Annotated in this window: 17 protein-coding genes and 2 rRNA genes; 1 reads left to right on the top strand and 18 read right to left on the bottom strand. The window is 41.5% G+C overall.

The annotated features are described in order from the left end of the window. Positions 1 to 212: 212 nt before the first annotated feature. The 6 genes from yabG to metG all read right to left on the bottom strand — a co-directional run bounded on the left by yabG (position 213) and on the right by metG (position 7,419). On the bottom strand, positions 213 to 1,091 hold the full coding sequence (gene yabG, locus ACYH0O_RS00280; RefSeq protein WP_482630742.1) for a sporulation peptidase YabG: 879 nt from the start codon (positions 1,089 to 1,091) through the stop codon (positions 213 to 215). A gap of 243 nt (positions 1,092 to 1,334) precedes the next feature. After that, positions 1,335 to 2,213 (bottom strand): 16S rRNA (adenine(1518)-N(6)/adenine(1519)-N(6))-dimethyltransferase RsmA, encoded by an 879-nt coding sequence (gene rsmA, locus ACYH0O_RS00275; RefSeq protein WP_482630741.1) that lies wholly within the window; start codon positions 2,211 to 2,213, stop codon positions 1,335 to 1,337. Further along, a complete protein-coding gene (gene rnmV, locus ACYH0O_RS00270; RefSeq protein WP_149158176.1) occupies positions 2,206 to 2,766 on the bottom strand; it encodes a ribonuclease M5 in 561 nt (186 codons plus the stop codon). The genes rsmA and rnmV overlap by 8 nt, the downstream gene beginning before the upstream one ends. 118 nt (positions 2,767 to 2,884) lie before the next feature. Further along, positions 2,885 to 4,117: a ubiquitin-like domain-containing protein gene (locus tag ACYH0O_RS00265; RefSeq protein WP_482630740.1), complete on the bottom strand. Its 1,233-nt coding sequence runs from the start codon at positions 4,115 to 4,117 to the stop codon at positions 2,885 to 2,887. A 250-nt stretch (positions 4,118 to 4,367) separates the two neighbouring features. After that, positions 4,368 to 5,135, bottom strand: a complete 768-nt coding sequence (locus tag ACYH0O_RS00260; protein ID WP_482630739.1) for a TatD family hydrolase — start codon at positions 5,133 to 5,135, stop codon at positions 4,368 to 4,370. A 325-nt stretch (positions 5,136 to 5,460) separates the two neighbouring features. Further along, entirely contained in the window at positions 5,461 to 7,419 is a 1,959-nt protein-coding gene (gene metG / locus ACYH0O_RS00255) for a methionine--tRNA ligase (protein WP_482630738.1), read from the bottom strand. 489 nt (positions 7,420 to 7,908) lie between these two features. Here metG and ACYH0O_RS00250 point away from each other — a divergent pair, with 489 nt between their 5' ends. After that, positions 7,909 to 8,190, top strand: coding sequence for an AbrB/MazE/SpoVT family DNA-binding domain-containing protein (locus ACYH0O_RS00250; protein WP_044340639.1), 282 nt, complete (start codon positions 7,909 to 7,911; stop codon positions 8,188 to 8,190). 79 nt (positions 8,191 to 8,269) lie between these two features. Here ACYH0O_RS00250 and rsmI read toward each other — a convergent pair whose 3' ends face one another. From rsmI to ACYH0O_RS00190, 12 genes are all read right to left on the bottom strand, one after another. After that, positions 8,270 to 9,142 (bottom strand): 16S rRNA (cytidine(1402)-2'-O)-methyltransferase, encoded by an 873-nt coding sequence (rsmI, locus tag ACYH0O_RS00245; RefSeq protein ID WP_482630737.1) that lies wholly within the window; start codon positions 9,140 to 9,142, stop codon positions 8,270 to 8,272. Between the two features lie 24 nt (positions 9,143 to 9,166). Then, positions 9,167 to 9,922, bottom strand: coding sequence for a tRNA1(Val) (adenine(37)-N6)-methyltransferase (locus tag ACYH0O_RS00240; RefSeq protein WP_427601172.1), 756 nt, complete (start codon positions 9,920 to 9,922; stop codon positions 9,167 to 9,169). A 145-nt stretch (positions 9,923 to 10,067) separates the two neighbouring features. After that, positions 10,068 to 10,442, bottom strand: a complete 375-nt coding sequence (yabA, locus tag ACYH0O_RS00235) for a DNA replication initiation control protein YabA (protein ID WP_149158171.1) — start codon at positions 10,440 to 10,442, stop codon at positions 10,068 to 10,070. A 14-nt stretch (positions 10,443 to 10,456) separates the two neighbouring features. Further along, positions 10,457 to 11,284: a PSP1 domain-containing protein gene (locus ACYH0O_RS00230; RefSeq protein WP_149158170.1), complete on the bottom strand. Its 828-nt coding sequence runs from the start codon at positions 11,282 to 11,284 to the stop codon at positions 10,457 to 10,459. 7 nt (positions 11,285 to 11,291) lie between these two features. Then, positions 11,292 to 12,275, bottom strand: coding sequence for a DNA polymerase III subunit delta' (holB, locus tag ACYH0O_RS00225; RefSeq protein WP_482630736.1), 984 nt, complete (start codon positions 12,273 to 12,275; stop codon positions 11,292 to 11,294). 17 nt (positions 12,276 to 12,292) lie between these two features. Further along, positions 12,293 to 12,733 (bottom strand): YaaR family protein, encoded by a 441-nt coding sequence (locus ACYH0O_RS00220; protein WP_482630735.1) that lies wholly within the window; start codon positions 12,731 to 12,733, stop codon positions 12,293 to 12,295. Between the two features lie 15 nt (positions 12,734 to 12,748). Further along, on the bottom strand, positions 12,749 to 13,078 hold the full coding sequence (locus ACYH0O_RS00215; RefSeq protein ID WP_044340646.1) for a cyclic-di-AMP receptor: 330 nt from the start codon (positions 13,076 to 13,078) through the stop codon (positions 12,749 to 12,751). 144 nt (positions 13,079 to 13,222) lie between these two features. Continuing rightward, the gene (tmk, locus tag ACYH0O_RS00210) at positions 13,223 to 13,855 is read right to left on the bottom strand and encodes a dTMP kinase (protein WP_482630734.1); all 633 of its coding nucleotides are present in this window, start codon (positions 13,853 to 13,855) and stop codon (positions 13,223 to 13,225) included. A gap of 18 nt (positions 13,856 to 13,873) precedes the next feature. After that, positions 13,874 to 15,289 carry an aminotransferase class I/II-fold pyridoxal phosphate-dependent enzyme gene (locus ACYH0O_RS00205; RefSeq protein WP_482630733.1) on the bottom strand — a complete coding sequence of 472 codons (1,416 nt, stop codon included), beginning with the start codon at positions 15,287 to 15,289 and terminating at the stop codon, positions 13,874 to 13,876. 130 nt (positions 15,290 to 15,419) lie between these two features. After that, entirely contained in the window at positions 15,420 to 15,620 is a 201-nt protein-coding gene (locus tag ACYH0O_RS00200; RefSeq protein WP_262481870.1) for a sigma factor G inhibitor Gin, read from the bottom strand. Positions 15,621 to 16,200: 580 nt separating this feature from the next. Beyond that, positions 16,201 to 16,317, bottom strand: a 5S ribosomal RNA gene (rrf, locus tag ACYH0O_RS00195). A 103-nt stretch (positions 16,318 to 16,420) separates the two neighbouring features. Continuing rightward, a 23S ribosomal RNA gene (locus ACYH0O_RS00190) occupies positions 16,421 to 19,356 on the bottom strand. Positions 19,357 to 19,498 lie beyond the last annotated feature (142 nt).

The raw sequence follows: 19,498 nt of genomic DNA, 5'->3' as shown, positions 1-19,498 counted from the left end.
GTTCTTTGCATTTTGGGGTTACTTGGCTCATGACCTCGAGCCTCAAGCCCCTGGAGCTGGACACATAGAAAAGCGAGAGGCCTTGCCCAAAGACGAAAAACATAAAACCCGCTAAAAAACCCACCTTACTAATCTATACATCTAAACACCAAATAGACCTTACAATTCACGCAGTAAATTGTGAGGTCTATTTGATTTTTGTCGAACACTCCCTAATTTTCGTCTATAATTTTATATGGCATCCCTGTACGAAGGACACCCTTCGTCTCGATTCCGCCAAGCCCTTTGTCCCCTGTTAATGTATTGCGGATGACGTCCCACACATTTACCGAATCCTTAAACCCCGTAAAACAAATCTTTGCAACGATATACACGGGATCCAATGCATGAATATTGACTCTGGACGGGGAGCTGGCAAAATTGGCTCCAGCGTGGATCAATGATTCAAAGTGGGATTGACAAGCACCAGCAAAGATCACTAACTGATCCAGATGTGGAGATTTGCTGCGTGCTTCCCGCACGGCCTGAACAAAATATTTAGAATGTCGATAAGCGTTAATATCAGCTTTGGTCCCTTTCGCCTTGGAATACGCATCGTGACCGGTCAAAACAATAATATTCGGTCTATATTTATCGATAAGCGCCCCAATCTGTTCAGGCATCTCTGTCTCACTACAGTGAACTCCTTTTACCGGGACACCAATTTTTTCATAAAGATCTAGACACTTTCTTAAATAGCTGGGATCTCCATCAAGATGAAGCACTTTCCCTGGAACCTGGAAATAGTTATAATCGTCTCGATAAGCATTTGTTACCTTATATTCCTGCTTATACTTCAGAAGCTCTATATCCTGACGAAATAGGTCAAGAGATTGTTCCTCCTTTGAACGAAACTCCTGCGTAATACGTTCCTGCTCTCTAGGGTCCATCTTCTTCAAATCATGAAAAGGAGCATCCGCTATTAATCGAAAATCTTCACCATACAGTACTGCCGTTTTTTGGCCATCTATCATGCGTATATCTATCACCCTGAATAAAATATCACATTTATAGGAAAGGCGACCTACGACATCATTGATCTCGATATTCACATCAGTCACTCCCGTGGGCTAAACATTCGTTAAATCAAAAAAGGAAATAAATAAGCCGAGGAGGATCAACTTTTGTCATATCCTTCTCAACACGTTCCTTATCCTTAATTAAGTAAATATTCCTTGTGATAACCTATGCAACCCTCTAATATTCGGTGTCAATAAAGTGGGTGTCCCCTGCTCAATACACGGTAACAAAAAAATGGCTAAACGCACTTTCACGTTTAGCCATCTATCCAAGCTTTAATTAAAGTCCGGGTATAACGCATCACTCAACCGGCCGAATTCCTGTATCGACAGTGTCTCTCCACGGCGTGTGGGTTCAATCCCGGCTGCAGATAAAGCCTCAAGGATCATGTCTTTCTTTTCCTTTCCTTGAGGCAGCTGACTGCTTAAATTGTTCAGGATGGTCTTTCTTCTTTGAGCAAAAGACGAGCGTGTAACGGTAAAGAAGAAATCTTCACTGATCACCTCGACAGGAGGCTTCTCACGCTTCGTTAAACGGATGACGGCTGAGTCCACATTCGGCTGCGGCATAAAGACCGTTTTCGGGACAGTCATGACCATCTCGGCCTCTGTATAGTACTGTATGGCAATCGAAAGAGATCCGTACGCTTTTGTTCCGGGTTGAGCTGAAATACGGTCCCCTACTTCTTTTTGAAGCATGACACAGATACCTCGGATTGGAAGACGCTCCATCAACAGCTTAAGAATGATAGGTGTAGTGACGTAATAAGGGAGATTGGCCACTACCATAATGTCTTCGAACCCTTCAAATTCTTTATTAATAATGGCTTCTACATCCGCCTCTAATATATCTTCATTGATTATTTTAACGTTTTTGTAAGGGGATAATGTATCGTCAAGAATAGGAATCAGTCGCTGATCGATTTCAAATGCGACGACCTTTCCTGATGTACGCGCCAGATGTTCTGTTAATGCACCGATTCCAGGACCGATCTCGATGGCTGCAGTTTTCTCAGATAAACCTGCGTATTCTGTTATGTTCCTGAGGATATTGGGGTCGATCAAAAAGTTTTGACCTAGGCTCTTTTTAAACGAGAAACCATACTTGCTTAATATCTCTTTTGTGCGTATCGGGGTGGCAATATCTTTATGCATTTTCTTCCTCCTGAATAATTTCCATTAAAGCTTTTTTAAACTCTTCTTTTTGAATATTGAACATCCTTAATCGTTTGTGCAGCTGTTTTCCATTAGTGTATCCGATTCTAAGCTTCTCACCAAGAGCAATTCTTCGATCTTTCGCTTGGGAACTGCCAATTAATCCAGCATCAATTAGATCTTCTTTCGAAATGACTTCTTCCTGCTCAACATCCAGCACATGAGCCTCTCTTAAAGACTCTCTTATGATATCTGGCGAAGCATGCTCTACACCTATCCCTCTACCTGACTTTGGCAGTGCATCCTTCTTATGTACAAAGGCGTGCTTACAACCCGGTACCGCTTCACTTACAATCTTCCGGATACGTTCACCCGGGTAGTCCGGGTCGGTAAAGATGATTACACCTCTTTTTTCTTGGGCGTGTTTTATTTTTTCTAAAGTAGACGAAGACACAGCAGAACCATTCGTTTCAATCGTATCTGCATTGACAGCACGTTGAATGGCTACCGTATCATCCTTGCCTTCCACTACGATGATTTCTTTAATTTTCATAATTCCTCCAAAAGAATTGAAACTTTTCTGCTTTCATTTTCGTCTAATCATTGAAGACCTAAAGCTATTATAACGGTTTTCACCGATAAATAAAAAAAGCAGGAGAACACCCCTGCTCTTAGTTTAATATTTTTACTTTTATTGTTTTTCTACCCCAACGATAGGCATCTGATTTAGACGGGAAGAATACATCAATTTTGTTCCCTTTGATTGCTCCACCCGTATCTGCAGCTACTGCATAGCCATAGCCTTCTACATATACCTTTGTTCCTAAAGGAATGACAGAAGGGTCTACTGCAATCACTTTAACATTCGGATTTGATTTCAGGTTGATTCCTGTAGCTGTATAGCCTGAGCACCCATTACATGATGCAGTGTAAGCTGTAGAGCTCACATAAAACTCTCTTCCTCCACTTGGAGCAGCTGAGGCTGTTGCAGATGAATTAGATGATGAACTACCACGTGAAACTTGAGCCACTAAAACCTTTGTTCCGACATTAATGATTTTATCCTGGCTTTCTTTCACTACTTTTTCACTAACTAATTTTCTGGAAACCTCTTTGCCGTTTTCTTTCACAACTTCAAATTTCTTTTCAACCAAGCCGTTTTTACCTTCTTGAACGACCTTCTCATTCCCTTTTGAGAGGTCGGAATCCTTCTTGGAAATAACGGTGAAATCCTTTGTCTCTTCCACTACATCGGTGACTTTTTCAACTCGAACGACATTTACGACATCATTTGCTTTAACAACTTTGTCTAAACTTGGTTCAACACGATCTGATTTCTTTAGTGTAATTCCTTGCTGCTTTAAAAAGTCAGCGACCGTAGTCGAAGTAGACCATACCTTTTGCTCTTTTCCGCCGTTCACAAGCTTAAGTGAAAATGCGGTATCAATCTTTACGTTCATGTCCCCTGTTACTTTTTCTGACAAGCCGGGTTTCACCTTATCATGTTCTCCTACTTTAATTTCATTTTCAGAGAGTAACTCTTCTACAGTATCAGCAGTCGTCCAGACCTTTTTCGTCTGACCCCCTACTACTACTTCTACCTGTTTTGCCGGTTCCCAAACAATGTTCATGTTATTTGAGACCTTCGTATTCCCCGAAGGGTACAAATAGTCTTGTGAGCGGGTTGAAATCTCTAATTCTTTTAATATATCTTGAATTGTATTCGCATGCGTCCTAATCTCTTTTTGCTCGCCGTCCAAGGTCAATGCCACAGTGTTTTTAGATCCTTCATAAAAAAGAATTCCAAATACAGCTGCAGATGTTACTAATGTTCCGATTGTAACAATCCATTTCCTTCGACTCAAAGACTTGGAAAACAGGCTTTTCATGGTTTTAAACTTCATGAAAAACGCCTCCTTTTCTCGGAGTGATTATATAGAGTAATCCAGTGACTGTCAACCCTTACTTCTTTTAACTTAATCTAGCAAAATATTGAAACCCAGGGAACATAAAACATATTATGCATAAAAGAAGAGAAAAAGAAAAGAGAGAGTTATCGACATGATTATCGTATGAAACAAGAATCCTATGTAGAACTTTTTGTTTTTATTAACTATTTGGACAAGCTCTCTCAATTTTCGACAATATCTGATGTCAGTTTATGTTGAATAACTTTTTTGCATTTTCGGTTGTTATGTTCTCTACTTCCTCTAAAGATACTTCCTTAAGCTCCGCAATCTGTTCTGCTACCAGCTTCACGTATGCAGGTTCATTTCGCTTCCCTCTGTTCGGGTGAGGTGCTAAATAAGGACAGTCTGTTTCGATCAGAAGCTTTTCCAATGGAATTTCTTTTGCTACTTCCTTTGGCTTTTTCGCATTTTTAAAAGTTACGGGTCCTCCCAGAGAAATGTAGAAATTCATATCCACACATTCTTGAGCAATTTCAGGACTTCCGCTAAAGCAATGCATGATCCCTCCAACTTCCTCTGCTCCTTCTTCCCTGAGGATATTCACTATATCTTGTGTAGCATCACGGTTGTGTATAATAATTGGGAGTTTTACCTTTTTAGCTAAATGAATTTGTTTTCGAAACACTTCTTTTTGAACATCTTTCGGTGATTTATCCCAGTGATAATCGAGTCCCATTTCCCCTATGGCAACTACTTTAGGGTGGTTTGAGAGCTCTTCTATCCAAGCTAAATCTTCATCCTTCATATCAATTGCATCCACTGGGTGCCAACCGATGCTGGCATATAAAAATTCATATTGCTCAATGAGCTCCATCGCCCGGTTAATCGTTGGACGATCAAAGCCGACGACCACCATCTTTTCAACTCCAGCTTCTCTTGCTCTTGAAATTACCTCCTCCAGATCTTCGTCAAATTGTTCAGCATTCAAATGAACATGTGTATCAAATAGCATCTAAGACACTCCTTGTAATAAAGATAAGTTTAATATAAAAAAACATGACAAGCATCACATTCATGTAACATTAATATTACATATTATGGTTCCTGTGGGTATTTTTTATTAATTCTGTTTCATTCGCAGTTACTCTTCATTCTATCTACTTTAGTCACAGAACAAAAACAATCTGTTTCTTTCTATATTACTGTTTTCTAAATATAATAATGAGTTTAAGAAACCCCTAACATCATAAAGTTTATCCTATATATTCATTATTTTAATATAATAAAGGGATGTTCCACGTGGAACATCCCTTTATCGACAAAAGCAAAAACCTTACTTATTTCACTTTTGTTCCATTTGGTAAAGACTGGTCGATAGAAGCAAGAGATAGCGTTCCATTATCTTCACCAGCCAGAATCATTCCTTGTGAAAGTTCTCCACGAAGTTTTACCGGTTTCAAGTTTGTCACACAGATCACTTTTTTCCCAACCAGTTCGTCCGGCTGATAGAATTTAGCAATTCCTGATACCACTTGTCGTTTTTCAAAGCCTAGATCCAATTGCAGCTTTAGAAGTTTGTCTGCTTTTTTAACCGGCTCAGCTCCAATGACCTCCGCTACGCGAAGCTCAACTTTCATGAAATCATCGATTCCGATTTCCTCTGATTCTTCTTTAGCAGGCTCTTGCTTTTCTTCAACAGCAGGAGCAGACCCTCGCATTTTCTCTTTGATGAAGTTTACCTCTTCCTGAAGTTCAAGTCGTGGGAAAATCGGTTCTCCTTTTTTCACCACTTCCGTTCCTGCCGGAATTGCTCCGAAACTCTCCAAGCTTTCCCATGTGTGCATTTTTTCATCATGAAGGTTCAATTGTTCAAAAATCTTCTTAGGAGTCCTTGTTAAGAACGGTTGTAAAAGAACAGCGACTCTTCGTAATGATTCAGCCAAATGACTCATCACACTGCCCAGCTCTTCTTTTTTGCCTTCGTCTTTAGCAAGGGCCCAAGGCTGAGTTTCATCAATATATTTATTCGTGCGGCTGATTAACTGCCAAATACTGGACAAGGCTACAGAAAACTCCATGTTTTCCATTGCTTCTTCATATTTATTCACTGTTTCTTTGTTCATATCCAGGAGGGCTTGATCAAATTCTCCGTTAGAATCAACATAGGTTGGAATGACTCCATCAAAATACTTATTGATCATGGCCACTGTACGATTTAACAGGTTTCCTAGGTCATTCGCTAAGTCGAAGTTGATGCGCTCAACAAAGCCTTCCGGCGTAAAGACTCCATCAGAACCGAATGGCACTTCTCTTAATAGATAGTATCGAAGAGAATCAAGGCCGTAACGATCAATAAGGGTAACAGGATCGACTACATTCCCTTTTGATTTTGACATTTTCCCGTCTTTCATCAGAAGCCATCCATGAGCAAAAACCTTCTTAGGAAGCGGAAGATCTAAAGCCATTAACATGATTGGCCAATAAATCGTATGGAAACGAACAATTTCTTTCCCGACCAAGTGAACATCCGCGGGCCAGTACTTTAAGTAATTTGTATCTTTTTCACTGCCGTAGCCCAGAGCTGTAATATAGTTGGAAAGAGCATCGATCCACACGTAAATGACATGCTTGGGATCTCCCGGTACTTTCACTCCCCAGTCAAAGGTTGTTCTTGAAACAGCCAAGTCTTCTAAACCAGGCTTGATGAAGTTATTCACCATTTCATTCTTTCGGGACTCAGGCTGAATGAAATCAGGGTTTTCTTCATAGTAAGCAAGAAGGCGGTCAGCGTATTTGCTCATTTTGAAGAAGTACGACTCTTCCTTTACTTTTTCAACAGGTCTGCCGCAATCAGGACAGTTTCCGTTTTCTAATTGACGCTCAGTAAAGAAGGATTCACATGGTGTACAATACCAGCCTTCATACTGGTCCAAGTAAATATCACCTTGTTCAACAAGCTGATGGAAAATCTTTTCCACGATATCCTTATGACGCTTCTCTGTCGTCCGGATAAAGTCATCATATGAAATGTCCAGTTTTCCCCATAAATCTTTAATTCCACTAACAATTTCGTCTACATATGCTTGAGGAGTAATTCCCTCTTCCTGAGCTTTCCGTTGAATTTTCTGTCCATGTTCGTCCGTTCCAGTCAGGTACATGACATCAAATCCACGCATTCTCTTATAACGGGCCATTGCATCACCAGCAACCGTGGTGTAAGCATGTCCAATATGTAAATTTCCACTTGGATAATAAATCGGTGTTGTAATATAGAAGGTGTTCAACTTTTCTTCCACTTTCCGTTCCTCCTCTTTTTTTATCTACCCCCATAAAGCCATATGGGCCTCCGTATGGTTTATAGTGGCATAAATGTTACGTACATCCATTATCTGCGCCTTACCTATCATCTTAACCTCTTATCTCATCAAAATATACCTAAAATATAGGGTTTCTGCAACTAAACAATGTTGAATCTTTAAATTGTCGAAACAAGTGAGGATTTTTGTCTAATTTTGTCGAATAAGTGTATTTCATAAAGATAATTCGACATAACTTTTACTTATTACTTTCATTACAATAATATTTAATTGGTAATACATTTTTTTACAATAAAGCGTAAAGCTTATTAAAACAACACTTTCTCATCCATTTTTTCTTAAAAATTTACAGATATAATTATTGACGATATTCCTAATCGTTGGTATGATAGAAACAACAAAAGAAATTTGTCGAATATTGACGAACTAGAGAGATATAAATAATATTTATTTGGAGGAGATTTTCAAATGAAGTCTACAGGTATTGTAAGAAAAGTTGATGAATTAGGTCGTGTCGTAATCCCAATCGAATTACGTCGTACATTAGGTATCGCTGAGAAAGATGCTTTAGAAATCTATGTAGATGACGAAAGAATCATCTTGAAGAAATATAAGCCAAGCATGACTTGCCAAATCACTGGAGAAGTTTCTGATGATAACATCAAGCTTGCTAACGGAAAATTGGTTCTTAGCCGTGAAGGTGCAGATCAATTACTAAAAGAAATCCAGGATTCACTACAAACAAAATAATTTGTTGTTAATATATCAAAGGCCTGAGTGACTAGACTCAGGTCTTTTTTTATTTATCGATTTTGCATCTCTGCACTTTCTATTCAACATGATAAGCTTGATAAACTTCCCGTTTTGGAAGGGAGCGTTCTTTTGAGACTTGTTTGATGGCTTCTTTGGAGGTCATGTTTTTTTCGTTCATGTAATGCTGCACATGGTCCAAAAGGGAGTAGTTGCTCCACCAGACGTCTTCCTCTTCTTTTTCCAGCGGACCCGCTCCTTCAATTAATAAGCAGAATTCGCCTCGTACTTCCCCATCGTTTGCCCACTCCATTATTTCTTCCAGGGATCCACGGATGAATTCCTCGAACTTCTTTGTGAGCTCACGACAAACAACGATTTGTCTATTTCCCAGAGCTCCATATAGCTCTTTTAATGTTTCTTTTAGTCTGTGTGGAGATTCATACAGGATAAATGTATCTTCCAGCGTTTTTAGTGTATCCAGTTCCGCTCTTTTGTCTTTCTTCCCTCTATGTAAAAACCCATAGAAATAAAATGGCTGCGGAGCCAATCCTGAAGCGATCAAAGCAGTAAGAGCTGCATTAGCTCCCGGTAGTGGAATGACAGCAATTTCGTGATTGATTGCTTCTTTCACCAGTTCGTAACCCGGATCCGAAATGGAAGGCATTCCTGCATCACTAACAAGGGCCACGAGCTCGCCTCTTTCCATACGTTCAATCAGCTTCTGTCCGCTCGTTTCTTTATTGTGCTCATGATAGCTGATGATCGGCGTATCAATTTCAAAGTAATTACATAATTTTTTTGTATTTCTTGTATCTTCGGCAGCAATCACTGCCGCTTCCTTCATCATGCGGATTGCGCGAAACGTCATATCCTCTAAATTCCCGATCGGTGTAGGGACAAGATACAAGCTTCCTTTTTCACTATCGTGAAAGCTTTTCTGCTGGTTCATTGAATAGCTCACCTCCTCATTTCTTTAGTCCTTATCTTCATTCTTTCCAAACAGCATATCATATACTTCCTTTGAATATTTGTTCTGTTCATCGTACACATAAAGGGGTGGAAGAATTTTTAGGTCAGGTTTCCCATCTTTTATTCCTTCTATTAAGATAGTGTTGGCTTCTCTTCCTGGCTTCGGATATACAAAGCGCAATCGTTTCGGCTCGAGACGATGCTTCCTCATCAATGAGAGGATATCCATCAAACGACCTGGACGATGGACGAAGGAAGCCTTTCCTCCTTGCTTCAGGAGATAGCTTGAAGCTTTGATGGTATCCTCAAGGGAACAAAGGATTTCATGACGGGCGATTGCATAGTGCTCGTTTACGTTTCTTTTATCCCCGGGTGGTGTATTAAAGTATGGAGGATTACAGGTTACGACATCATAGTGTGAATGATGAAGGAGCTGATCGATTTCCTTTACATCCCCAAGCTTCATGGATATTTGATTTTGACGACCATTATACTGGACACTTCTCTGTGCCATATCAAATAATCTTTCTTGAATCTCCACCCCCGTAATTTCTACGTTGGTTCTCGCACTTAGTAATAAGGGGATGATGCCGTTACCAGAACACAGATCAACCACTTTCCCTTTGTGAATCGGTAAATAGCTGAAATGAGCCAATAGGACAGCATCTGTTGAAAAGGAGAAAACAGATGGACTTTGAATGATCCTCATATTCTCAGCCAATAAATAATCTAAACGTTCATCTTCTTTTAACTCGACCATGCCTTTCCTCCACTTTTCCTTCTATTATATATTGTTTCGATATTAATCACTAAAAAGGACCAATCCCATTATGTATGGATCAGCCCTTTTTAATCTGTATTCTATTCTATAGAGTGTAGGATAACCAGGGATATTTATTCTTTCCTTATTTCTTGTTTAAGAAAGAAAGGCAGAATAAACAATCTTCATCCTTCCGTGGACTTCCAAAATGTATATTACAAATATGAAATCCTTCCTGGTATAATCGAGCAAGGTTGTCATACCCTTCTCCTATATCCAGTGTTTTATCTTCTAAGTCTGACTCACCCGTTGTACCCGCATCGCTGTTTGTTTTTACCTTTTTTGGTGAGTTCTCTGTTTGTTCCAGTCTGCGGCGCAAATGCTCATTTTCAAGCTTTAGAGAATTATTCTCTTCTAACATTTCAGCTAGACATTGTTTGAGCTCACCTAATTGATGATATAAATGACCAATTTGTTGTTCCATATTACTGACTGAATCAAAGAACTCTTTTTTATCCACGACACTACACCCCGTTACTCTGTGGCTTGGAATGATACGGCACCCACGTTCATGATTTCATCTAATGTAAATTCCAGAACTCGCTCTTCTTCTTTAATTTCCACTTGAAGAATACGTTCCAGAATATTAAGACCTACCACTTTACCTTTTCCATGAGGTGTCTTAATCACTTCTCCAATATCAGGTAATTCTGCTTTCGCTGTTTCATACTCGTCGTTCTCGTATTTCAGACAGCACATTAAACGTCCGCATAAACCTGAAATCTTCGTTGGATTAAGGGATAGATTTTGATCCTTCGCCATCTTGATGGATACAGGCTCAAAATCACCTAAAAAGGTAGAACAACATAGCATGCGGCCACAAGGACCAATACCACCCAGCATTTTCGCTTCGTCTCGAACGCCAATCTGACGAAGTTCTATGCGCGTACGGAAAATGGAAGCTAGATCTTTTACTAGCTCTCGGAAATCAACTCGTCCATCAGCCGTAAAATAGAATATGACTTTGTTACGATCAAATGTATACTCTACATCTACCAGTTTCATATCTAATTGATGCTGATTAATTTTATCACAACATACATTGTAGGCTTCCGTCGCAGATGATTTGTTCTCATCTACGATTAACCGATCTTTTTGATCAGCGATACGAATCACTTTTTTCAATGGAAGCACTACATCATTTTCTCCGACTTGCTTTCTCTCTACGACTACTTTTCCAAATTCGACTCCGCGAACGGTTTCAACGATTACATAACAATCTTTCTGAATATCCAATTCACCCGGATCGAAATAATAGATTTTACCCGCTTTTTTAAAGCGTACACCTACAACATCGTACAAAGGACCATCACCCCTGCAGTTTTAGCATAAGCTGTTCTACTAGCAGCTGCGAATTCATATTGGCGTTTAACTTGCGTTTTGCTTCAAGTATCGCCGTCATATTAGTAGAAAGACGATTGGTAGATACTTGAAGTGCGTTTGATTTCCAGTTTTCCTTTTGGTCCGGGTACACGAGCTGTTCTTCTTTTCCTAACTGGATATGAAGTAAGTCTTTATATATTAGAAGTAAAAGATCTAATGCTCGATCGACTTGATCTTTTTCTTTGAAGTGCTGTACAAAATCCTCTTGTATTTTGACCATTGCTTGGAAGGGACTTTTCTGGAGGACTTCATACAATTTTAACACTATTATTCTTGCTTGTGCAAACCACTCATTTTGACATATTTCTACAGCTTCCTCATAATGGTTCGTCAAATTGGCTGCCAGCGTTGCAAAATGGGGTGGGATCCCCTCATCCAATAACTGTTTTGTCAGCTGTTCTTTCGGTAACGGCTTAAAGGAAATCGTCTGGCACCGTGAAAGAATAGTAGGCAATATGCGATGAATATTTTCTGTAATCAGAATCGCTGTTGTATCAGCTAACGGTTCTTCAAGAAACTTAAGCAGGCTATTAGCCGCATTCGCTGTCATCTTATCTCCATGAACGATAATGTAAATCTTCTTCTTGGATTCTACACCTGTTTTCGAAAATTCTTCTTGCAAACTTTTAATCTGATCCTTCTTGATCGAAAGACCATCCGGCTCTACCAAATGCAGGTCCGGGTGATTTCCATGATTGATCCTTTTGCAGTTGGAGCAGCTTTCACATGCCTTTCCATCTACACGGTTTACACAGAGCAATGCTTTTGCAAACAGGATGCTCATTTCTTTCTTTCGTGTCCCTTTTTCACCCTCGAATAAATAAGCATGAGCGACACGATCCTTCACAATACTATTCTGAAGCATCTGAAGGACGACGGGCTGAAATGGTTGTATCTCTTCAAACAACATGTCTTAACATCACTCTCTTACATATAAAGATTAATAAGCAATCCTTTTATTTCTCCAATTTTTCCTAATATATCAATGGACTTCTTTTCTTTATCCAATACATCTTCCGCCAGTTCAATAAGCTGTCGATCGATAGTTTCTACTATATTGAGCTTTTTGCCTTCACCATACTGATTCCACGTATGGGATTGCTTCAAATCCATCCCGAAATCTACGGCCTCACGCACAAATTTTTTGACCAATGTTTTATATTTTGCAAGATCTTTAAATGATCTTGATTTGGCTAAACGACTACCAGCATCCTCTATTGTAACGAGCAGTTTACTGAGCTGTTCCATCTGCATTTTCTGATCGTGCTTATGAACAAGCTGTCCGAATTTAACTTGACCTGTTCCAATAGATTTCTGGTCTTTCGTTACTTTATCTAAGGAAACCCGATGCTCCTGGTTAATTTTCATAGGTTAAACCTCACTTTAAAACTGATGGAATTGCTCTACAGGAAGAACGAATACGGTCGCTCCGCCAACGGCTACTTCAACAGGGTAAGGCACATATGAATCGGCATTCCCACCCATGGGCGAAACAGGAGCCACCATCTGATCCCGTGACTGACAGTTTTCTTTAATAACCTGTAAGGCTTTATCTACACGAATATCTTCTGTACCAATAATGAACGTGGTATTCCCGGACTTCAAAAACCCGCCTGTACTCGCTAATTTTGTTGAACGAAAATTATGTTCCATCAGGGCATTAGACAAACGATTACTATCTTTATCCTGTACAACTGCCATAATTACCTTCATTAATCAATTCCTCCGTTTTAAAGCCATTTACTTCCTTCTATTATATCATTGAACAGGATCTACATACATGTTTCATCTAAAAAAGAGACGGACTTCTTAGCACCAATTTTTGCTCAGAAGTCCGCCTTTTTATTTTCACTAAACTTACTTGTTTAAGTAATCGTTCACGACACCATATGCGTCAGCAAATACAGCTTCTTTGCTACGGCTGGCATCGATGACTTGAATACGATCAGGATATTGTTTCATTAACTTCTGATACCCTTCCCTGACGCGCGTATGGAAATCAACCGACTCCAGATCTAACCGGTTCACTTCTCTTCCATTATGTTTCGCAATTCTCTTTAACCCTTCTTCGGGGTCGATATCAAAATATAGCGTTAGATCCGGCATCTTATCCTCAATCGCAAATTGATTGATATTCATGACCTCTTCCATACCGATTCCACGGGCATTCCCTTGATAAGCAAGGGAACTGTCAATAAAACGATCACAAATTACAATCTTCCCTTCTGCAAGAGCGGGAATTACTTTTTCCACCAAATGCTGTCGTCTCGCTGCAGCATATAAGAGGGCTTCCGTCCGTTTATCCATTTCCGTGTTCTTTGTATTTAATATCACTTCTCTAATCTGTTCAGCAATCGAAATGCCTCCAGGCTCCCTCGTCTGAATGACATCGAAGCCTTCTTGTAATAATCGGTTAAAAATTTTCGTTAGTATCGTTGATTTTCCGGCTCCCTCAGGACCTTCAACTGTAATAAACAATCCTTTTGACATCTCTTTCCCTCCACTTGCTTATCGGTACACAAACACACGATTTTCATCTAAATGGTGATGACCTTGAATATTTGCCTTATTCTTTACATACTCTGTTAAACGCTCAATGGCGTGAGAGGTAATTCGTTCTCCTGGAATCAAAAGAGGAATTCCCGGAGGATAAGGTGTGACCATTCCCGCTGAAATTTCTCCTTCTGCTTCATCAATGGAAATGAGTGCTTCCTCTTTCTCTTCCATCTCCTCAAAGCTTAATGCCAAAGTAGTAAAAAACTCTTGGCTATTTGATCGATTTGTTTCATGATTCTTTATATTTTCTATTATCGGTTCATTCCCTAAAGCCTTATATATTCGGCTGATCGCTTCATTATAAGGAAAAGAATGATCTTTCTTCAGTAATGGGAGGATCAGTAGTACATAATCGGGGTCAGCAAGCTCCGGGTAAATTCCCTCTGACTCCAATAACTGTTGAAGAGTATACCCTGACCTTCCCGCAAGCTTAATGACAAGCTTTAGTGGATCATTCGTCCGCTTTACAATGAGTTGAGGATGAACCCCCTCTAATGCTTGTACAAACGTATTGATCTCTTTCAGGTTTTGATCCTTTTCTTCTTGTGTAAAAGTCCCAATATAAGATCTGGCATAGTCAAGGGATGCCATAATAGGATACGATGGACTACTTGATTGTAGCATAGTTAAATACTCTTTCACCTTACGCTCACTCACTCTGGAGCTTGTGATGTGTAAATACGACCCCATCGTCATGGCCGGGAGCATCTTGTGAGCCGAATGGACGACAATATCCGCTCCCCATTCAATTGCAGACTCCGGAAAAGGGCTGCCCAATGTAAAATGAGCTCCATGTGCCTCATCGACGATACACGTTACATCATGTGTATGTAATTCTTCTATAATTTGTTCGATATTGTACGTGAACCCATAATAAGTCGGATAAGTCAGGACACACGCCTTCACCTGGGGAAATACCTTCAATGCTTCCTTTATAGCATCGAGGCGCATACCAACGGCCGTCCCCCCGTCGTTCCACTCTGTTTCTATTAATATAGGAACAGCCATAGCAAGCTTGATTCCATTTAAAACAGACTTATGACAATTCCTTTGAACGAAAATGGGATCTCCCGGTGAGCATGCAGCAAGAATGGCAGCAATGTTCCCTACTGTACTTCCGTTCACTAAAAAATAACTCTTCATCGACCCATATACATCCGTCAGCAAGTCCTCCGCTTCACGAATCGCCTCATGGGGATCATGTAAGTCATCCAATCCGCTTAATTCTGTAACATCGGATTGATAAAAAGATTGATCATCCATCAATAACCCGTTTTTATGACCCGGCACATGAAAAGAGATAGGCTTGGCCGACCGATGATTCTCTATCGCCTCAATAAGAGGGGTTCTCCTCTGATCTCGTTTCATACTCTAAATCTCCTCAAAATAAATATCCACTCATATCGTATCATAACCAAGCTGTTCGATGCTCCAGGGAACAATGAAAACTTTTTACCTACTAATATCAAAAAAAATCATAACCAATTGTACTTCCTGGTTATGAATAGATTTGAGGAGTATTCACTTTTTTTAATCGTTGAACGAATGTTTTATACAAAGGATCATTTGTTTCTGTCTGAACCATTTCTTTCTCACATTCTGTGCAGATAAACGATGTGTATAGATGGATTCCAACCTTCTTTTCAACGTGACAAACGATACACTCTTCTAAAGCCGCCTTACGCTCCGGATTTAACATAGGGCTCTCCACCTCCATACAACCTATTCTGCCTCAAAACCAACAATTGTATACATTATTTCAAACTTTTAAACTGACAGAATAATCAAGTGTAATTTATCTTATGTTACAATCGCCCCGTCTGTGTATGTCTCTATAAAAAAGATTATGGAAAAAAGATAATGGTTAAGATTTAGGGGGAAGTGGGTCTGAGTTCATTTAAAGGAAGAGTAAATATTGTTGGGCTATGGACGAGTAATGATCATTTTGGGGATATGGAAAGTTAATCATTATATGTGGTTAGGTAATGGATGTGGTATGTGCGGATAGAAAACTATGAAGCTTGAAAAATCGTACAAAATAGGTTGTTTTTGTGTGAAAATGTGACCAAACATGAATGTTTACCTGTTTTATCGGGGCTAGGTACCGTTTGTTTGGGTATTGATTTGTCTTGATAGGTGATTATTGTGTCATTTTTTATTTTATGCGTCTTTTGGCATATTATCACATTAGACTCTGTCAGGATTGCATACAAAAACGGAACTTCATTTCTGATGAAAAAACCAAAAGAGTAACTCAATGAGCTACTCTTTTCACATTTGCCTGGCGACGTCCTACTCTCACAGGGGGAGATCCCCCAACTACCATCGGCGCTGAAGAGCTTAACTTCCGTGTTCGGCATGGGAACGGGTGTGACCTCTTCGCCATTGTCACCAGACGAATTATTCAATTGAAGGATTGTTCCTTCAAAACTAGATAAAGAATTGATGTCAAGAAAGCCGAATATCGACCAATTGTTGTTCATTTAAAAATGACTCTTTGTGGTTAAGTCCTCGATCGATTAGTATCAGTCAACTCCACATGTCGCCATGCTTCCATCTCTGACCTATCTACCTAGTCATCTTCTAGGGATCTTACTCACATACGTGATGGGAAATCTCATCTCGAGGGGGGCTTCATGCTTAGATGCTTTCAGCACTTATCCCTTCCGCACATAGCTACCCAGCGATGCCTTTGGCAAGACAACTGGTACACCAGCGGTGCGTCCATCCCGGTCCTCTCGTACTAAGGACAGCTCCTCTCAAATTTCCTGCGCCCACGACGGATAGGGACCGAACTGTCTCACGACGTTCTGAACCCAGCTCGCGTACCGCTTTAATGGGCGAACAGCCCAACCCTTGGGACCGACTACAGCCCCAGGATGCGATGAGCCGACATCGAGGTGCCAAACCTCCCCGTCGATGTGGACTCTTGGGGGAGATAAGCCTGTTATCCCCGGGGTAGCTTTTATCCGTTGAGCGATGGCCCTTCCATGCGGAACCACCGGATCACTAAGCCCGACTTTCGTCCCTGCTCGACTTGTAGGTCTCGCAGTCAAGCTCCCTTGTGCCTTTACACTCTGCGAATGATTTCCAACCATTCTGAGGGAACCTTTGGGCGCCTCCGTTACTCTTTAGGAGGCGACCGCCCCAGTCAAACTGCCCACCTGACACTGTCTCCCACCCCGATAAGGGGCGCGGGTTAGAATTTCAATACAGCCAGGGTAGTATCCCACCGATGCCTCCACCGAAGCTGGCGCTCCGGCTTCCAAGGCTCCTACCTATCCTGTACAAGCTGTACCAAAATTCAATATCAGGCTACAGTAAAGCTCCACGGGGTCTTTCCGTCCTGTCGCGGGTAACCTGCATCTTCACAGGTACTATAATTTCACCGAGTCTCTCGTTGAGACAGTGCCCAGATCGTTACGCCTTTCGTGCGGGTCGGAACTTACCCGACAAGGAATTTCGCTACCTTAGGACCGTTATAGTTACGGCCGCCGTTTACTGGGGCTTCGATTCGCACCTTCGCTTGCGCTAAGCACTCCTCTTAACCTTCCAGCACCGGGCAGGCGTCAGCCCCTATACTTCGCCTTACGGCTTCGCAGAGACCTGTGTTTTTGCTAAACAGTCGCCTGGGCCTATTCACTGCGGCTCTCTCGGGCTTGCACCCTACCAGAGCACCCCTTCTCCCGAAGTTACGGGGTCATTTTGCCGAGTTCCTTAACGAGAGTTCTCTCGCTCACCTTAGGATTCTCTCCTCGCCTACCTGTGTCGGTTTGCGGTACGGGCACCTTTTTCCTCGCTAGAGGCTTTTCTTGGCAGTGTGGAATCAGGAACTTCGCTACTATAATTCGCTCGCTATCACAGCTCAGCCTTCACGATGATGGGATTTGCCTCATCATCAGCCTAACTGCTTAGACGCACATATCCAGCAGTGCGCTTACCCTATCCTCCTGCGTCCCCCCATTGCTCAAACGGAAAAGAGGTGGTACAGGAATATCAACCTGTTGTCCATCGTCTACGCCTATCGGCCTCGACTTAGGTCCCGACTAACCCTGAGCGGACGAGCCTTCCTCAGGAAACCTTAGGCATTCGGTGGATGGGATTCTCACCCATCTTTCGCTACTCATACCGGCATTCTCACTTCTAAGCACTCCACCAGTCCTTACGGTCTAGCTTCGCAGTCCTTAGAACGCTCTCCTACCACTGACACCTAAAGGTGTCAATCCACAGCTTCGGTGATACGTTTAGCCCCGGTACATTTTCGGCGCAGAGTCACTCGACCAGTGAGCTATTACGCACTCTTTAAATGGTGGCTGCTTCTAAGCCAACATCCTGGTTGTCTAAGCAACTCCACATCCTTTTCCACTTAACGTATACTTTGGGACCTTAGCTGGTGGTCTGGGCTGTTTCCCTTTCGACTACGGATCTTATCACTCGCAGTCTGACTCCCATGGATAAGTCTTTGGCATTCGGAGTTTGTCTGAATTCGGTAACCCGATGAGGGCCCCTAGTCCAAACAGTGCTCTACCTCCAAGACTCTTACACATGAGGCTAGCCCTAAAGCTATTTCGGAGAGAACCAGCTATCTCCAAGTTCGATTGGAATTTCTCCGCTACCCACACCTCATCCCCGCACTTTTCAACGTGCGTGGGTTCGGACCTCCATTCAGTGTTACCTGAACTTCATCCTGGACATGGGTAGATCACCTGGTTTCGGGTCTACGACCACATACTCAATTCGCCCTATTCAGACTCGCTTTCGCTGCGGCTCCGTCTCATCGACTTAACCTTGCATGGGATCGTAACTCGCCGGTTCATTCTACAAAAGGCACGCCATCACCCGTTAACGGGCTCTGACTACTTGTAGGCACACGGTTTCAGGTTCTATTTCACTCCCCTTCCGGGGTGCTTTTCACCTTTCCCTCACGGTACTGGTTCACTATCGGTCACTAGGGAGTATTTAGCCTTGGGAGATGGTCCTCCCAGCTTCCGACGGGATTTCACGTGTCCCGCCGTACTCAGGATCCACTCAAGAGAGAATGAAGTTTCAACTACAGGGTTGTTACCTTCTTTGACGAGCCTTTCCAGACTTCTTCGTCTACTTCATTCCTTTGTAACTCCGTATAGAGTGTCCTACAACCCCAAGAGGCAAGCCTCTTGGTTTGGGCTACATCCCGTTTCGCTCGCCGCTACTCAGGGAATCGCAATTGCTTTCTCTTCCTCCAGGTACTTAGATGTTTCAGTTCCCTGGGTCTGCCTTCCATACTCTATGTATTCAAGTAAGGATATTGTTCCATTACGAACAATGGGTTCCCCCATTCGGAAATCTCTGGATCAAAGCTCACTTACAGCTCCCCAAAGCATATCGGTGTTAGTCCCGTCCTTCGTCGGCTCCTAGTGCCAAGGCATCCACCGTGCGCCCTTCATAACTTAACCGAATTGGTTGTTACATCAGGTTTAAAACCTAAAATGGCGATACTCGGTAATTTCTTGACTATCAATTTATCTTTATCTAGTTTTCAAAGAACAATCTATCATCTCGTAAGAGACAATATGGATGGTTATTTCACTCCGCTGA

It is taken from the genome of Rossellomorea sp. H136 (assembly GCF_056838065.1).
This window is presented reverse-complemented; position numbering and strand designations above follow the sequence as displayed.

Bases quoted from the DNA above. Each gene is read 5' to 3' on its own strand.
- tmk (WP_482630734.1), bottom strand. From the start codon at position 13,855: ATGTCAAAAGGATTGTTTATTACAGTTGAAGGTCCTGAGGGAGCCGGA.
- rnmV (WP_149158176.1), bottom strand. From the start codon at position 2,766: ATGAAAATTAAAGAAATCATCGTAGTGGAAGGCAAGGATGATACGGTA.
- ACYH0O_RS00240 (WP_427601172.1), bottom strand. From the start codon at position 9,922: ATGGTCGAGTTAAAAGAAGATGAACGTTTAGATTATTTATTGGCTGAG.
- holB (WP_482630736.1), bottom strand. From the start codon at position 12,275: ATGTTGTTTGAAGAGATACAACCATTTCAGCCCGTCGTCCTTCAGATG.
- ACYH0O_RS00250 (WP_044340639.1), top strand. From the start codon at position 7,909: ATGAAGTCTACAGGTATTGTAAGAAAAGTTGATGAATTAGGTCGTGTC.
- ACYH0O_RS00260 (WP_482630739.1), bottom strand. From the start codon at position 5,135: ATGCTATTTGATACACATGTTCATTTGAATGCTGAACAATTTGACGAA.
- rsmA (WP_482630741.1), bottom strand. From the start codon at position 2,213: ATGCATAAAGATATTGCCACCCCGATACGCACAAAAGAGATATTAAGC.
- ACYH0O_RS00200 (WP_262481870.1), bottom strand. From the start codon at position 15,620: ATGTTAAATCCGGAGCGTAAGGCGGCTTTAGAAGAGTGTATCGTTTGT.
- rsmI (WP_482630737.1), bottom strand. From the start codon at position 9,142: ATGAACCAGCAGAAAAGCTTTCACGATAGTGAAAAAGGAAGCTTGTAT.
- ACYH0O_RS00265 (WP_482630740.1), bottom strand. From the start codon at position 4,117: ATGAAGTTTAAAACCATGAAAAGCCTGTTTTCCAAGTCTTTGAGTCGA.
- ACYH0O_RS00215 (WP_044340646.1), bottom strand. From the start codon at position 13,078: ATGAAGGTAATTATGGCAGTTGTACAGGATAAAGATAGTAATCGTTTG.
- ACYH0O_RS00205 (WP_482630733.1), bottom strand. From the start codon at position 15,289: ATGAAACGAGATCAGAGGAGAACCCCTCTTATTGAGGCGATAGAGAAT.
- ACYH0O_RS00220 (WP_482630735.1), bottom strand. From the start codon at position 12,733: ATGAAAATTAACCAGGAGCATCGGGTTTCCTTAGATAAAGTAACGAAA.